The sequence below is a fragment of the Candidatus Aeolococcus gillhamiae genome (genome assembly GCF_016464765.1).
Taxonomy (GTDB): domain Bacteria; phylum Chloroflexota; class Dormibacteria; order Aeolococcales; family Aeolococcaceae; genus Aeolococcus; species Aeolococcus gillhamiae.
Genome location: NZ_JAEKNS010000134.1, coordinates 47,193 through 63,443, shown reverse-complemented (window position 1 = coordinate 63,443; position 16,251 = coordinate 47,193). Strand labels below are relative to the sequence as shown.

The 16,251-nt window shown below is 66.2% G+C and carries 12 protein-coding genes; 4 read left to right on the top strand and 8 right to left on the bottom strand.

Annotated features, from left to right (window positions below):
* The first annotated feature begins 477 nt into the window (after positions 1-477).
* The 3 genes from JF886_RS13580 (at position 478) to JF886_RS13570 (ending at position 2,946) form a co-directional block, all read left to right on the top strand.
* On the top strand, positions 478-1,905 hold the full coding sequence (locus JF886_RS13580; RefSeq protein WP_337313345.1) for a sensor histidine kinase: 1,428 nt from the start codon (positions 478-480) through the stop codon (positions 1,903-1,905).
* Complete coding sequence (locus tag JF886_RS13575) at positions 1,902-2,288, top strand: response regulator (protein ID WP_337313342.1); 387 nt, start codon at positions 1,902-1,904, stop codon at positions 2,286-2,288. The genes JF886_RS13580 and JF886_RS13575 overlap by 4 nt, the downstream gene beginning before the upstream one ends.
* A 205-nt stretch (positions 2,289-2,493) precedes the next feature.
* On the top strand, positions 2,494-2,946 hold the full coding sequence (locus JF886_RS13570; protein WP_337313340.1) for a hypothetical protein: 453 nt from the start codon (positions 2,494-2,496) through the stop codon (positions 2,944-2,946).
* A gap of 33 nt (positions 2,947-2,979) precedes the next feature.
* Here JF886_RS13570 and JF886_RS13565 read toward each other — a convergent pair whose 3' ends face one another.
* The 7 genes from JF886_RS13565 to JF886_RS13535 all read right to left on the bottom strand — a co-directional run bounded on the left by JF886_RS13565 (position 2,980) and on the right by JF886_RS13535 (position 13,722).
* Positions 2,980-5,403, bottom strand: coding sequence for a hypothetical protein (locus JF886_RS13565; protein ID WP_337313337.1), 2,424 nt, complete (start codon positions 5,401-5,403; stop codon positions 2,980-2,982).
* Between the two features lie 10 nt (positions 5,404-5,413).
* On the bottom strand, positions 5,414-6,667 hold the full coding sequence (locus tag JF886_RS13560; RefSeq protein WP_337313335.1) for a M23 family metallopeptidase: 1,254 nt from the start codon (positions 6,665-6,667) through the stop codon (positions 5,414-5,416).
* Between the two features lie 142 nt (positions 6,668-6,809).
* Positions 6,810-7,109 (bottom strand): hypothetical protein, encoded by a 300-nt coding sequence (locus JF886_RS13555; RefSeq protein WP_337313333.1) that lies wholly within the window; start codon positions 7,107-7,109, stop codon positions 6,810-6,812.
* Between the two features lie 199 nt (positions 7,110-7,308).
* Positions 7,309-7,965 (bottom strand): class I SAM-dependent methyltransferase, encoded by a 657-nt coding sequence (locus JF886_RS13550; RefSeq protein WP_337313331.1) that lies wholly within the window; start codon positions 7,963-7,965, stop codon positions 7,309-7,311.
* 2 nt (positions 7,966-7,967) lie between these two features.
* Positions 7,968-8,966: a glycosyltransferase gene (locus JF886_RS13545; RefSeq protein ID WP_337313329.1), complete on the bottom strand. Its 999-nt coding sequence runs from the start codon at positions 8,964-8,966 to the stop codon at positions 7,968-7,970.
* A 3-nt stretch (positions 8,967-8,969) separates the two neighbouring features.
* The gene (locus JF886_RS13540) at positions 8,970-10,529 is read right to left on the bottom strand and encodes an ArnT family glycosyltransferase (protein ID WP_337313327.1); all 1,560 of its coding nucleotides are present in this window, start codon (positions 10,527-10,529) and stop codon (positions 8,970-8,972) included.
* A 253-nt stretch (positions 10,530-10,782) separates the two neighbouring features.
* Positions 10,783-13,722 carry a glycosyltransferase family 2 protein gene (locus JF886_RS13535; protein WP_337313325.1) on the bottom strand — a complete coding sequence of 980 codons (2,940 nt, stop codon included), beginning with the start codon at positions 13,720-13,722 and terminating at the stop codon, positions 10,783-10,785.
* Between the two features lie 100 nt (positions 13,723-13,822).
* Here JF886_RS13535 and JF886_RS13530 point away from each other — a divergent pair, with 100 nt between their 5' ends.
* The gene (locus tag JF886_RS13530) at positions 13,823-14,296 is read left to right on the top strand and encodes a hypothetical protein (protein WP_337313323.1); all 474 of its coding nucleotides are present in this window, start codon (positions 13,823-13,825) and stop codon (positions 14,294-14,296) included.
* Here the strand turns inward: JF886_RS13530 and JF886_RS13525 are convergent.
* The gene (locus tag JF886_RS13525) at positions 14,280-16,058 is read right to left on the bottom strand and encodes an exosortase/archaeosortase family protein (RefSeq protein ID WP_337313321.1); all 1,779 of its coding nucleotides are present in this window, start codon (positions 16,056-16,058) and stop codon (positions 14,280-14,282) included. The genes JF886_RS13530 and JF886_RS13525 overlap by 17 nt on opposite strands.
* Positions 16,059-16,251: the final 193 nt, after the last annotated feature.

The following is a 16,251-nucleotide window of genomic DNA, read 5'->3' as shown; positions in this document are numbered from 1 at the left end:
GTCGCCGGCCCGCTGCGGGCCGGCGACCAAACCCCCTCAATCGGAGCGCCCGGCTCTACTTCCATCGCCACGCCGGCTAGGTTGGCAGAGGAGCGTCCTCCTGTGTGACGGTCACCGTGACCGGTGCGTCACACCTTTGTCCAAGGGTCCGTTACAAGAACGGGCTACCTTGAACGACGACCACAGTGGTCGGAACTAGATCCAGCTCCAGTGCTGGCACTGGGTATCCCAGGTCGCCATCTGTTTCCCTCCGTCAGCTGAGCCCTCGCTCAGCACCTGGGGCGACTGTGCGCCAAAGCGCTCGTCAGATGGGCGCGATTGGTTTGCTCTGCCCGTTTGGCGCGGAAATTTTTACGACTCTTTGCAGACCCCGCCATTCCTAAGCGGAGATCCGGCCTTGGCGCAGCGACCGTACACCCGTGTGGCGATCGTGTCGCAGACCGTCATTTTGGGGCCCGGCAACATGACGATGGCCCCATGGGAGACGTAGGGGTTCTGACCGTCGTCCGCCGACTGCACGGTCTTCTGCCCCAGGAGAACCGGCCGGCTCCTGTCGACTACACCCTGCCGCTCTACGGGTTCGTCGCCTCTCTACTGGCAATATCGCTCGTCCTGCTACCGATCACGCTCAGGCCAGTCAGCGATGCCTCGACGCTGGCTATTGGAGCCGCCGTCGTCTTCGCGACCGCCTACTGCAGCGTTCGTGTGGCCGAAGGAGTCGACGGAGCGTGGACTGCGAGCGTGTTCGTTCACCTTGCCCTAACCTTCACATTCGGCCCGCTCGGCGCGCTCGCCGCCTCTCTGACGCAAGCGGCAGCAAACGTCATCAGGATGAAACCTGGCTGGTTTCGCGCGACGTTCAACGCGTCAAACTATTTCCTCACCGACCTGAGCGCATGGATCGTGTTTTCGACACTGGTGCGTTTGCACCAAGGCGTGTTGTGGGGCGCGTGTTCCGCGACGGTCGCCGCTGTCGTTGAGTGCACGATCAACAACGGACTCCTCTCGGTGGTCATCGGCCTCGCCTCCCGCGGGAAGATCAAGGGCTGGGCCGTTTTCAGGGGCACGATGTCGTCGGTGCTCCTCTACAACCTCGGCTACGGCTGGGCTGCCTACGGTGCGGTGCTGCTGTACGGGGTCGCAGGAACAGTCGGGTTCACAACCACCCTCCTTCCGATCGTCCTTCTCCAAGGCTTTCTAGTGATGCTAGCGCACCGAATCAGAGCGCAACAGCAGGAACGAACCGAGCACGCAAAAGAACGCGAAGCATTGCTCCAGCGGGCCATCGAAGCCAGCGATGCTGAACGCAAACGCATCGCCAGCGACCTCCACGACGGCGTGGTGCAGACGCTGGCCGGCCTCGCCTTCTCACTGGCCGCGCGCGGTTCCGGCAAGACGGCAGATCCGCAGCTCCTCGAGGCCGCCGATACGCTCCGTTCGTCGGTCACCGACCTGCGCACCCTGATGATCGAGATCGCGCCCCCGGACCTGGGCGAAACCGGCGTGGACGGTGCCCTGCGCAAGCTGCTCGAGCCCCTCCCAGCTCGCGGGATCGAGGTGGAGCTGGAGGCCAGCACGGCGACCCACCTGCCGGCTGACAAGACCTCATTGGTGTTCCGCGTTGCCCAGGAGGCGATCCGCAACGTGGTCAATCACAGCCAGGCCACAAAGGTGATCGCCAAGCTGCGCTACGTCGACGGCACCGTGACCCTCCAGGTCGACGACAACGGGCGCGGGTTCTCCGCGGCGGATCGCTCCCGGCGCCGTGAGGAGGGGCACGTCGGCCTCCATCTCCTCAACAACGCCGTGGAGGCCTCGAGCGGCCGCCTGTCGCTGACCAGCGAGCCGGGCCACGGGACCTCACTTATGCTGACCCTGCCATGCTACAAGCCCGCGGACCGATGATCCGCGTTCTCATCGCCGACGACCATCCTCTGATGCGCAAGGGACTTGCCGACATCCTCAACGGCGTGGAAGGCATTGAGGTGGTCGGGTCCGCGGAGGATGGCGCCGCCGCCGTCGCCCTGGCCTACGCGGTCAAGCCGGACATCGTGCTCATGGACATCTCCATGCCCGGGATGGACGGCATCGAGGCCACGGAGAAGCTCGTCGAGATGGACTCCCACGCCCGCGTGGTGATGCTCACCTCGTATTCGGAGCGGGAGAAGATCACCCAGGCCCTGGCGGCGGGCGCGGTCAGCTACCTCACCAAGGACGCGCCACCAGAGGCGGTGATCCGCGCCATTCGCTCCGCGGCGGCCGCCGGCGAGGCCCATCCCTCGGACTAACCAGCGGCTGGGGAGGGGATTTCGCCCATCACAGGGCGTCGGGCACCGTAGGATTGGGGCGCCAGGCACGTTCTTAACAGCAGTGGCACTTGTGGTAGTCCGAGGTAGCTTTTGGGAAGGGCGGTCAACAGTCGGTGATGTCGATCACCTCTGATTCGGCGCGCCCTGCCCTCGCACCGTCGGCAGGTCCCAGCTACGCGCCCCGATGAGAGCTCGCATCGGCATCGCCGCGGGCGCGGTCGTCATCGCTTTGGTGGCCCACCCGCTGCGCTCCCTCGCGGCCACCGCAAACGACTGTCCGGGAACGATCGTGCCCGAGTCGCCGGCTGGGCCGGTGTTGCTTGTCGTCGCGGCTCTGGGCGCGTTGGGCTTTCTCGCCTACTGGCGCCGCCGCGGCGGACTGTCCGCCACGGTTGTGTCGACGCTGACGATCGCTGTGCTCGCCGGCGCGCTGCTCAGCACCGTGGTCGCGTCCGCCGCCACCAGCTCATGTTCAGGTGGTGGTACCGACCCGGCCGGACAGAACGTGAGCGGAATCAGTCAGACGACACCGTTCACCGGCGCGGACATCCCCTGGCTCACCGCCGCCGTGCTGATCGTCTCCGGCACCGTGGTATCGGCCGTGACCCGAAGCCGCCGTCGTCGCTCCAAGGACTGAACCAGCTCCCACCAACTGGCAGTCCTCCCGGCGTCAGGCTCCTCGACGCCGCCAGCGGCGGCGGAGCACGGGCACGGCGATCAAGCCGGCGATCACCGGCAGCAGGGCCGCAACCGGCACCTCGGGCGCGGCGGCGGGGAGGGCTCCGAAGGGCGTCACCACCGTTTGCAGGGGGGCCACCACGTTGAGCCCGTAGTCATGTCCCGCAGCCGAGTCGGTTGCCGAGATGAGGTTGGCGGGCGCCGACGAGGGCACCGGATACACCTGCTGCTCGGCGTCGATCTCGTCGATGGGCACCGGGCCGAACGCGTTGTCGCTGTCGGCGGTGAAGAAGAAGTGCAGCCCCATCTCGCCGATCGCCCCCTGGAAGGGCAGCGTCTGGTAGGTGATGGCACTCGGCTGCTGGTAGGCCGGCGATGTCGCCGTCGGCGGCTGGCACTTCAAATCGCTGTACTGGATCGACGACGGCGCGCCGTGGGCCTTCCAGTAGGCGACGTACCCGTTCTGCACGTTGGCGTCGGTCGAGGCGTTGCCTGGGTACGGTCGTGGGACGGGCCCATCACCTGTGCCATCGTCGAAGCAGGCATCGTCGCGGTAATAGGGAACGACCTCGGGGTTGACCAGCGTGGAGAACTGCGGGAGCAGAGCCTGGTCGGGCAGGTAGTTGTTCTGGCTCGACAGCGGCGCGGCCACGTAGACGAGGCTGCCGTGGGCCCCGGCAATCTCCTCGGGGTTGTTGAGCGCGGAGCAGAGGTCGAACGTCGGGTCACAGCTGTTGACGAACGCCGGCTGGTGGGTCACTGGGAGTGAATCGACCTCGCCGACACTGTGCGTGTTGGTCCCGTCGATCGGCACACCGGCCGCGTGCAGCTGGTTGTAGTACGTCGACACCTGCCCGTAGTTGAAATCCCACGACGTGTACAGGCCATCCGTGGGGATCGGATGGACGCGGACGTGGTACTGGAACGTGTACGAGTCGCGGTAGTAGATCTCGACCTTGGTGACGTTCGTGCCCGAGTCCGCACCCCACACCTCGCGGATGGCACGCACCGGTCCGACCCGCCACCCGAGCAAGGCGGAGTTGAGTTCCCAGTTGACCTGCTCGTCCTCGAATCCGACCAACGAGACAGAGGAGTTTGGGCTCGACTGGAAAGCGCGCCCCTTCCACCGCGAGATCAGGTTCGGTCCGTACGTGCTGGTTCCCGGGTTCACCACCCGCAGCTTGCGAACCATCCACCGCCCACTTGCATCCACGGTGTAGGTCGGCGTGGTCAGGGTCATGGCGTCGCTGGGTTGTCGATCGATGGAAGCGCGCGGTTGCCCGTTGGCCGTGGTGATCTTCGGGTTGGCGTCGTTGTCAGCGGCGGTCACGCAGACCTGGCCCGAGAGGTTCGCCCCATAGCTGGTGTTGCTGACGCCGAGCTTCTCCGTGCTCGCGGGTGAGAACGAGTAGCGATCGATCCACTGGTCGGCGTTGGCGCCGCGGGTCATCTGCACGTAGCCGTTCGACGAGGTGAAGTGCGAGCCGCCAGGCTGAAGGAACAGGTAGATGTAGCTGCGCTGGGCACTGCCATCCGAGCTCGACGTCGGGTCGAGGATGCTGACCTCCTGGCCGTTGTTGGCCACCGTGCCGGTCGGCTGCGACGTTCCACCCGGCGCCTGCACGCCGGCATCGCCGGCCATCATCGCGATCTGGTCGTCGTCGTTCAGCTGCGGCGTCCCGACGGCCGCGTTGACCGGATCCTGCATGGCCTGGGTGTAGTCGTCAGGCGGAATGCCGGGCGACTTCGGTGGGGAGACCACGCCGTTGGCGATGGCGCGGGCCAGCTCGATCTGGCCGGCAGCGCCGGGCAGCTGGTAGCGCGCGGTGCACGGGTTGGGATCGGTGTACGCGGCGTTGGTGATGCCGCTGATGCCGCCGAACACCTTCTTCCACGCCTCCTCCCCCACCGCGTGCGCTGTCGGGTTCCAGGCGTAGGCCAGCTCCTGGTCGGTGCCGGAGTACACACTGAATGAGGAGTGTCCGTTGGCGAGGTGGTACAGGTACATCTGGTCGACCTGCACCGGGATCTCGGTCCACGAGCTGCCGTCGAATCGATAGGCGGCAATCTGGTCCGGATTGACACCGGTGCGGGGATCGGGCGGAACGGTGAGGATCCCGTTGTGCGCCGAGCGCACGTTGTCGCCGCCATCCGCGTTGGTGACCCCCGACGGGAACGGAGCGGTCACCCCCGTCGCCGCCAACCGGCTCCAGCTCGGGATGTCCCTCCCATTGATGACCACGGGCTCCGAGGCACGGGCCAACACCACCGGCCCGGATCCGAAGACGGACGCGTGACTGGGTGTGGCCGCACTGGCCGCAGCTGGAGCGGCGAATAGCGTCGCACCCACGCCCGCGGCCACGATCAGACGAGTTGCACGCGAGGCCGCGGTGCGCCGCCGCGCGTCGGCCGCCATCAGTCCGCGATCACTGCTTGTTGATCTGGGTCCCGAGGTAGCGCATCGGGTCGGCGAGCAGGCCGGCGACGCGGACCTCGAAGTGCAGGTGCGGTCCGGTGGAGTTGCCCGTCGAGCCCTCGAGAGCGATCACGTCACCAGCGTGCACCGGCTGACCGGCATGGACAAGCAGTTTGTCGAGGTGTCCGTACAGCGTGACCATCTTGCCGCCGTGGGCGATGACGACGTAGTTGCCGTAGCCGACCAGGTTGCGCTCGAGGTCAGTGCTGGCGCCGGCGATGACCACGACCCCGTCGGCGGCAGCCGCCACCGGCGTGTCCAGCGGAGCCGCGATGTCCACGCCGGTATGGAAGTGCGGGTACGTGACGCCACCGAACGTGAACGGCGGCTCCATCGCGAAGTCGCTGGCGCCGAATGCCTGCGTGATCGCCCCCACCTCGGGCGCGAGCAACGTGGTGGGCACGGGTCCCGTGCCGGCGAGAGCCGACTGCTGCGCGGCCTGGATCGCCGCCTCCTGCGCGACCTGGGTCTCCACAGCCTGGAGGTCGTAGATGACGACGTCGCGGATATTGGACGACACTTTCTGCGTGCCCGCGAGCAGAGCGTTCTGCTGGTCGGGATGCTGGACGGCGCTCAGGTAGAACGAGTACTCAGCCTGGAGGGCGTTGTCGAGCTGGACTGCCACCGTCTGCTCCGCGGAACCGGTCGAGCGTGCCGGGTGCAGGCCAGGGTCGTTCTGACTCGCCAGGGTCGTGCTGGAGCTCTGAAGCCGCGCCTGGAGTTGGGTGACGGTGCTTTCGACGCCGAGGAGCTGCTGCCAGGCGGGGGGCCCCTCCGAAGAAGCCTTGGCCACCACGGGTGCGACGGCCGGTGCCGGGGTGCTCACCGCGTCCGGACCCGCGGTGAGGTCGGTCGTGGCGGAGGGAGCGAGGTTGGGAACGAGCATCACGAGGCTGAGCGCAGCCGCCGCGCCGAATGGAAGAGCGACGACCTCCACCCAGCGCTTCATGCGACGGGTCACGCCTCGCCGCACCACCATCAGCCCCACGGTCAGCAGTAGTGACGGAACCAGGATCGAGAGGAGCAACTCACTGGGCAGCTTGACGCCGGCAAGCGGGTTGGGGATGAAACCGAAGATCGTGTGCGAAGGAGCCGGGGTCACGGAGGCGGTGACGGCCGCCTGCAGGACGAAATGGCGTAGCGCGGGATGCTCCACTCCGACCGAGGACGGTGCCAATAGGAGGCCGACAGCGCTGCCGAACATCGACGGAGGACCGGAGTTGGTCGCAGACGCGCCGGCTCCAGGGGCCGCAGAGCCGCCGCCGATCGCGGAGCCTGGGCCGGCAGTGCTGCCGGCGCCACCGCTGGCGGGAGCAGGGCCGCCGGTTGTGCCTCCCCCGGACCCGTCACCGGCGAGGGCGCCGCCCGCCGTCCCCTGGCCGGGTGTTCCCGGGCCAGACGCGACTGGAGGTGGGGTGGGACCGGGATTCGGAGGCAAGGTTGGTGATGGAGTCGGTGACCCGGTTGGCGACGCCGTTGGGAGAGCCGTGGGAGGCGTCGTGGGAGGGGCCGTCGGGAGCGCCGTCGGAGGGGTGCCGGGCGAAGTTGGCAGCGTGGGGAGCGCGGTTGCCGGCACGGCCGTCGGGCAGGCGGGCACCAAACCGGGGACCGGGGTTGGCGTCGGGAGTGGCGGCGTGGTGGGGCACAGGCTGGGTGTTGCCAGGTTGGAAGCGATCGGCACCAGGCTTGGGACGGCCGGCCCCACGTTTCCACCGTCGTTCACGGTGACGGAGGCACTCACGCTCCAGCACGCCAACATCAGCGGCAACGCGGCGCCGGCAGTGACGGCCGCGGCCCACCGACGGCCACGCGAGCGCGATCGGGAGATGGTCCTCATGTCATCTCTTAACGTTCGATATGCCCCGGATCCGTCGCTGTTGGGCCTCCACAGGCGATCACCAGAAGAAGGTTGTTCCGGCGTGGTGGGACCCGGGCCTCGATTGTCACCTGGTCACCAGGGCACACCCTGGCCACCGTGGCCATGAGTTCGCCAGGAGCGAACGCCCGCACGTTCGGGTCCCCTCCGATGTAGCGGTCGACGATGAACCAGGCCATCTGGCCGAGCGATCGAGTTCTCTCCCACTCCTTGATCGCGAGGTGACCCCCGGACCTCACATGGCGTCGCGCGCCGGCCAGCACCTTCTCGCGCAGCGGGGGCGCCACGTGATGGAGAACATCCACCAACAGGACAAGGTCGAAGAGTTGATCTGGCGGCAGATCCTCGAGGTCCATTGCGCAGAACTGGGCCCGCTCCTCGTCGCCGCGGAACAGGCGGCCCGGCCGCCGAATGATATCGATGCCAAGGTACCTCGCCTGCGGGAAGGCGCGCACGACTCGCGTTGCCATGGCTCCCTCCCCAGCGCCCACCTCAAGCACCGTGCACACACGGTCGAGTCGTGCCAGCGTCCGGGCGAGGTCGTCGAGATCGATGAAGGGACGGCGATATGCCTCGGCTGCGGGCTCTTCGAACCGCCCCAAACGCTGCCGGACGAATGGTCCCACCCTCACGTGGTCGTGCTGATCGGCCACGCGGCAGCGGAGCGAGATCGGACGGCAAGGCGGATGCGGGGACCCGCTCGATCCACGATCCGCGAATCGCGAGCGAACCTTCGCCACCCTCCGCCGCGCAGCCGCAGGGCCTGGCGTGCCAACGCGGATGCGGGGAACCGTCCGCGGTGAAGAAGCGACGCGAGGGCGACATTGGTCAGCGTTGACATCTCGCCCGCTGCGAGCACATCGCTTCGCCCATCAGCAGCCCAGCGGTGGCGCTCCTGCACAGTGCGCATCTGACTCTCGAACGCGCCTATGTCGGCGCTGCGTTCGACCGTCTGGGAAGAGCCATGGATCCGGAAACCCGAGAGCACACCGTGAGCGATCGCTATGGGCGCGTCGCGGACCAGCCGGAGCCATAGGTCCCAGTCGGCGGTATACCAGAGGTCTTCGTCAAGGTAGTTCAACGCCTTCAACAGGTTCGTTTTTACGGCACATGACGGGAGGGCAAGCCAGTTCTGCACATAGAGACGCCGTGCCATCTCAGTCGGTTGTGGTGGCGTCCCGTGCCACGGTAGCCGCCATCGCCCGATCCTTCGTCCCGACTCATCAAGGAATTCCGACTCGCCGACGAGGAGACCGGCGTGCGGGTTGTGGCTGCTCGTGTGTTGCAGTGATCGCAGCCGCCCTGGCAACCACAGGTCATCCTGGTGAAGCATGCAGAGCCAGGTGCCGCGAGCCTCGCGTGCGCCGATATTGGTGGCCCCAACCCAGCCTGCCCGACCCGGACCACGCACCAGTCGGATGGGCAACGTTCGGGCACTCGAGGTCAGAATGTCCATGGTTGCGTCAGAGGAACCATCGTCTACAGCGATGATCTCGATGCCGACCGGCCTTTCGCGCTCGATGCTGGCCAAGGTGCTGCGCAGGTAACGCCCTCCGTTGTATGTCGGGATGACAACCGTCAGCCACGGGTCCGACGCGGACGTGCCTTGCGCGGCGAACGCACTCAAACGTTAGGCTCGTCCGGTGACGCCGGTGATCCGGTACAGCCGCCAATGCAGCTGCCCGCCAATCTCCGCCACCTTGGTTGCGAAATTGTCACCGTTCGCCCAGAGAGTCGGGTATAGCTGATTGATATGGTCGAGCGTGCTCTCGCCCTCGGGCTTGGGGACGAGAAAGTACTCCACGTGGTACACCTGCGGCTGATTCACGACAGCCTCGAAGTCCTCATCACTGGTCACCACATACGTGCTTCGGTCCGGTGCGGTCATATACACGGCGGACCCACGAAACGTGTCCATCGCAATGAGGCCGTGGTCCTTGTCGGCCAGGGCGACCGACTGAGCCACCGCGATCGCCGAGTCGTACGGGTCCATCTGGTTGTTGACCGCGCCCGCTGACACGTTGTTCTCCGCCGCGAGAATCGCCACCGATTCCTCGGGTGCACGTTGAACGTCAGACATCAGCTGGAAGGAGGACATATTAGAGATGCCGACCACTGCAACGAGCAGTAGAGCAGCGACCGATACGACTCTCGGGCTCACGCGTCCGAATTCTTTGAGCAGGAAGATTCCGAGCACCATTGTGTAAGGGATCACGTAGATCTGATAGCGCAGGATTAGAGGCAAGTTCCCTGAGTGAAGTAGGTACATGTCGACGAGCGGCACGGGGAGCGCCAACCCGAGCAGAACCAGACCAGGACGACGATCTCTGGCGACCAGCGTGCGCACAGCGACCGCCGCTACGAGCACGACAACGGCCGGGAACAGCTGCAGATATTGCAGGCCTATGTAGGACACGACGTTGTGCCATTGAGTGAAGTTGCCAACCGCGCTAGCCCCGAAGCCGCCGGTGGCTGCAGCCTGCTGCGAGTAGCTCGAGTGGAAGATGTACAGTGGGTCGCGCTCGATGACCCAGGTCGAGCCGATCCATAGCGCGAAGAGGAAGACCGCGGGAAGGGCGTACAGCAGCATCTGGGTCTCCAGCTGACGCCAGCTCGTCTTCTTGGCCAGCGAGCAAACGAACACACCAGCCCCGACGGCAATCGCCATGGGAATCATCTCAACGCGCACCAGGGTGCCGAGGCCGACCAGCACTCCGAGGGCCGCCAGTTCGCCAGGCTTGCGCGAATCGGTCCAACGAATGAACGAGAGTAGTGACGCGATCACGAAGAATACAAACGGAGCCTCACTCATGCCCTGGGCCGAGTAGAGCGCCGTCATGGGATTAGCGATCCACACCGCGAGCACGAGCCAGCGAACTGGCAGGATCACGCCTGCCCGCCGCAGCCCCAGGTTGATGAGCACAACGCTGCCTGCGCCGAACAGGGCCGCTTGCACGCTGCCGGCGAATGCGTGGTTGATCAGAAAGGGAAACCAATGCTGAAGTGCCAGGATCGGGATGTTGAGCAAACCAGGCAGGGGTGGCCAGATGAACCCGATGGCACCCAGGTGCGGGTCGCGGCTGTACAGCACATACGTGGCATCCGCCACCCTTGTGTAAGCGTCCGCGTTCGTGTAGTGAAGGTGGATGACGAGGTAGTCAGCCACAGCCATGTACACGATGAAGGACACCAGGAACAGGAAGGTGCTCTCGATGGGCCAGCGTCGAGGGACGCGCCGCGCAGCGACCCTTGACCGGTCACCCCGCCGCAAGGCCCTGGGAAGCGCGACTGTGAGACTGCTCACGCCGTGCACCGTCTCGCCGGGTGGGATGGCGGGACCGGCGGCACGACGCCGCCGGTCCGGGCCCCGGGTGGCGCAGTGCGCGAGACGGCAGCGGCGAGGACCCTGCCGCACATCACGTCTCGGACTGCGCCGTTGAATATCATTGCTTCGCTCGACTCGAAGTTGCGGCTTCGTCAGCGAGTACAGGGGCCGACGTGTTTGTCGGGGCGCTAGTGCCAACCAGAGCAACGTCCTGCACAACCGACCCGTTGTCGAAGAGGCCGTGTACGGTCTTCTCCCAGTACGTGGGTTTGGTCACCAGTTGGAGCCCGGCCTTCAGCATGGCCAGGGACATCATCAGCCAGTAGGCCGGCGCCAACAGCGCAACTCGGGTCAGCTCCCATGACTTGCGGTGCTGGCAAGACCAGACGCCCATGTACAGGAAGAAGAAGTTGCCGACCAGAAGCTCAAGCATCCCTACGTAGTAGATGGCCGAGGGGAACAGGTAGGCGATGAAGTTGAACTGAGCCAGAGCCCAGAGGAGGGTGAGCAGCCAGACCGCCAGGTTGAGCACCGAAACTCCGAAGGTTCCTCCGAGAGTCAGGTGGACAGAGATGAAGCTCTTCCACCCCACCAGGCGGTAGAGGGTCACTGGGTGACGCATCTGTACCAGCCAGCTGACGGCGTAGCCCTTTCCCCACCGCGAGCGCTGCTTCACCCAGTTGACGAAGTCGCTATTGGCCTCCTCGAGCGTGGTTGACGACATGATCACGGTGCGGTAGCCGGCGCGATGCAGGCGAATCCCAAGGTCCGCGTCCTCGGTGACGTTGTTCGGATCCCAGGCATTGAGGTGGCGCAACAGTGCCGTGGGGAAGTGGTTGCTGCTCCCGCCCAATGGCACCGGAAGGCCGAGGTCGACCAAGCCTGGGAGGAAGAAGTCGAACCAGGCCGTGTACTCAAGCGCAAACCAAGACGTGAGGGCGTTCTGGCGTGGGTTGTAAAAGTTGAGCTTCGCCTGCACGCAACCTACACTTGGGCCTGACCGCCTGAACGTCGCGATCGCCTTCTTCAGCTGGTCGGGCTCCGGGATGTCCTCGGCGTCGAAGATCACCACGTATTCGCCACGAGCAAACTGCAGGCCGTAATTGCAAGCCTTTGGCTTTGTCCGTGGGCCCTCCGCTGGCACCACGATGACGTCGAAGTTGCCGGGCAACGGGTAGTCGAGTACTAGGTTGAGTGTTTCAATGTCATCGGCCTCGAGCAAGAGCTTGATGTCGAGGAGAGACGCGGGGTAGTCGAGCGCCGCGCAGGCTTCGACAAGCTGCGGCAAGACGCCGGCCTCCCGGTAGAGGGGGCACAGGATTGTGTAGATGGGCAGGTCTGTAAGGGCGGCGAGGTCTGCGGCCGTGATGTCCACGACGCCAAGGAACTTGGAGCCGCGAACAATCACATACGCTCGGAATACAACGACGACGGCGTAGAGTCCAACGACGAATCCCGCGACAGCGATGAAGAACGGGCCCCCGAACACCACTGCAAGACTGATGGCCAGCACGCCCCCCATGACCGCAGTGATTCGCTGACGCCGCGTCAGGAGGAGATGCGCCGATGCCTCGGGGTGTGCTCGTTGGAGTGACTCGACACTTTCGTCGAGGAGGGCTGCGGAGTACACCTGCTCCTGTCGCCGACGGATGGCGCTGGGCGTGGCAAGAATCGGGACCACACGGAGCCCCACGACGCGCTCCACGTGAAGGCGTGCCCGCGTGTCGAACGGGTCAGCCATGGCCACCACGACGGTCTCTCCGATGCCTCGCACCAGAAGCACGCGGTATCGGATGGCGTCGACCGCCGGGAGCCGCTGCGCGAGCGTGACGTCCACCCAATGGTTCTCCAGGTCGCCCAGTGAGATGCCCCACTGATCGCCGAGCGTGCCCCAGACCGCCTTCTCGCTGGCCGCCCCGCGTGCAACCAACACCTCACCGAGGGGACGTCCTTCGGTGCGGTGCTGGTGGAGAGCCTCGCGCAACGCATGGCGGTCGATGGCACCGGCGCGCAAGAGAAGGTGTCCGATTGGCGCCGCCCGTCCGATGACCTCGACGTTGCGTACGTGCCGCCCCAGCCGCAGCTCGCGTCCGCGACGACGCTCGACCAGCGCGTTCTCAGCCGCAGCCCGTGCCGCTGCTGCGATTCGACGGCTCCGCCGCGCAAAGAGCACGAAGAGCCCGGCTTGAACGAAGCCCAGGATGAAGGCGGCAATGAGAACGATGGCGGCCAGTACTGCAAATGGCGCGAATCCGACTGGTGTCGTGGTGTAGTTGATGTTGTTGACGAACGGCGACAGCGACGGAGCGGGGTTGAGCTGGCCCGTCACGGTCTCGCCACCTGACAGCGGCCTACTCGGCGGCACCGGCAGGCCGAAGATGATCGGCTTCTTGGCGGCCGCCGACGCGGCCGCCGCAGCAGCTGCCGCCGCCGACGACCCGCCGGGGAAGGCAAGCGCCGGTGGGACCAACGTCACGCCGCCAATGGGGACCGTGGTGCCGTCGTAGCGGGTGAGGACGACCGAGCCGCTGGTCGCATCCTTAGCAACCACCAGCGATACCACGCGGTCGTTCCAGGAGATCACCTGGAGAGAGGACCCGTTCAGTGTGGCCGTTCCCGAGGTGGCGCCGAACCCGGAGCCGATGACGTACATGGTCGCACCCGGGCTGGGTTGTTTCGGAAGGATGGATGACACCACACCGCGCACCTGGATCGGCTGCGGCGTCGCGGCCTCGATGATGTTCATGTTGCTGCTCGAGATCGGGTAGCGCGTGTCCAGCTGCGTCTCAAAGGTGACCACGACGTCGCCGTTGCAGTACGTGGTCGGCGCATTGAGCGTCATGTGCGCGTCGTCGCTGAAGACGGCGGCCACGGCGTCGCAGCCGACCTCGGAGGACGCGGGACCCTGGTAGTACGTCACCCCGGTCATGGGGTTGAGGCCGCCCATCGTGAAGCCGGTTCCAGCGAGCGCGATGTACGCACTCTCCGACGGGGTCTGCGTCGACATTCCCGTGATCACCGGTGGGGACAGGAAGGTGAAATTGTTGTTGCTCAGCACCGGGGCGCTGCTGTGTCTCGGGTCGGCGAAGTGAACCGAGACCGGGCCGCTGTCGCCGTTAGACGAAAAGTACAGGGTCTCCGTGTCGGGAGGAGGCGCGGTGGGTGATGGGGTCGGTGACGACGCCCGCGACGGCGATGTCGTCGGTGTCGGCGAAGCAGCCGGGCTGGGTGGCGTCACCGGGCCGGGCGTGTTCTGGTCACCCGGCTGCTGCACGGTGCCCACGTACACGGACCGCTGGCACACCGGGCTCACGAGGTTGGTGCCGGTCACCTGGACCCACACACCCTTGGGGCCCGCGGGTGGCGCGGTGTACACGCCCGACCCGGGGGTGGTCTCGGTGGTCACTGTCGAGATCGACGGCGTCGGACAGAGCGTGGCGCTGTTGGAAGCCGGGGAACCAACGGGTGCCGAAGACGAGGTTCCGGGCGCGCTCTGCCCGGCAGTGTCGTGTGGGATGAGAGGCGTCAGCGCCAGCCCGACTGCGGCAGCGCACGCGACACCGGCCGCCAGTCGTGCCCAGAGGCTCGGAGCCCCGTCCGGCCGGGTGGTCATCGTCAGACCCGGTGCTTGACCGCGTGGCTGACGAGTGCCGCCGCGTCGGCGCGAAGCAGCGCGTCGGCACTCTTGTACTTCGCGTCGAGCTTGGGATCGTCGTGACTACCGTTGAGCAGGTTCAGGAAGCTGACCAGCATCCCCTGGAAGCCGCCGCTTGGCGAGACGTCGGCGTCGGCGCCCCCGGTGGTCAGGCTCGACGTCAGCGTGACGCGCTCGTAGTAGGTCTGTCCCTTGTAGTCGACGGGCCATGCCCATGACACGCTGGCCCAGCGCTGCGGCGGGTTGCCGGGGGCCTGGTAGTTGAGCAGCAACGCGGTGACGCCGCTGCCGATGTCGATCCGCTGCGAGGTGGAGATGCTGTAGTTGTGAAAGAGGAAGCAATTCTGCAGGTTGTACGCGTCCAGCGAACCCTTGTCGTCCGTGCGGACCACGTCCGCGTAGACGAGGTTCGACTGCACCAGGCTTGTCGTCTTCGCCGTCGCCGTCGCCGGTTTGGGCGGTGTCGGGATCCCGCTCAAGTAGTAGCGGGTGAAGGTCGAGTTCGCGCCAAAGTACTGCTTGGCCCACGGGTATTCCTGGTAGAAGCTGACCTGCATCCCCCCCGGTGCCGATCCGATCGAAAACGGCACCACGCTCGGCGAGCCAGTGCCGTCCTGGAAGGCGGCGTAGGGCGCCAAACCCTGGTTGGCGAGCCCGACGAGGACGGCCAGCGCCGCCATGATGCCGATGGTGGCCCGGCGCCGGCGGAGTGTGGGGCGACGCGGAGCGATCGCGGTCAACTGCCGCGATCTGCCTGTCTGCACAACGTCGGGTCGTGGGTGGAGTCCGAAGATCGGCAGCAGCCGCATCATCGCCGCGATCACCAGCGTGAACAGGATCAGTCCGATCACCGCGTGGTAGCCGCCGAGCGCGAGATCGGGGTGGCCTGCCGACGCCAGGGCCAGGATGGACGTCAACCGGAAGACATTGACCGCGAACGTGAGCGCCAGGCCGAACACCATCCAGAGGAACTTGCGAATGCCGCCGCCGCCGACGGCGGTGAGAATTGCCGCGCCGATGAGCAGGAACCCGAGAACCGAGTCCGCGCCCGAACACGCGGTTCCCACGCTGACGGTCAGCGGCGCGCCGCTCGCCTGGTGGACCGAGAGGATCCCCGGTGATCCCGTCAGCGAGACGCCCAGCGGGAGCAGGTGCACCACCTTGCCCAGCGCGCTGTTGGTGGCGTCCGTGAAGGACTGCATCAGCCCCGGCATGATGTTGAGGTAGAGCGCCGGCCACATCAGCACCAGGAAGACGAGCGCACTCTTGAGCCGCCAGAACCAGTTGATCCCGTAGAAGATGGTGATCAGCCCACCCGCGAACAGCGCCATCGAGAGGACGTCCGGCCGGTTGCTCCAGTAGTAGGTGGAGGCCAGCGCCGGCACGATGGTGATCAGCAACAGAGCGAAGACAATCATCGGAATGCCGATGAGGAAGTCGATCTGGCGATCCCGAATCCCCGCGCTGACGTTGCGGTAGCGATGCGCGGTGAACAGCGCGATGCCGAGGGCGAAGAAGGGCAGCAGCGGCAGGTAGGCCAGCGGCGTCTCCAGGCGCAGGTAGTCGAACATGCTGCCCAGCGTCAGGCTGTACCCGACCACCGTCACCAGCACGATGGCCGCCGCGGGCCAGAGCGCGCGGTGCTGACGGGCCCAGGTAAGGAAGGCGTCCGCCTGCCGGCCGCCGACGTCGCGGGCACGCGCGAGAAGCCGCGCGAGAAGCGAGGATGCCGCGCTCAATGAAGAGTCTCCTCCCTTCCATGGAGGTCAGGCTGGTCCCCGGGCGCTGCGCGCCACCTGAGAAGGCTCCGCGGAAGTTCACCCACAAGAACGACCGCCCTACGGGAAAACTTGCACGCAGCGAGCGCGCCATGGCACCCGGTTCGTCGCATGAGCGTTAGCCGAAGGTCACCGCAGCGAGTCCCTGCCCCGA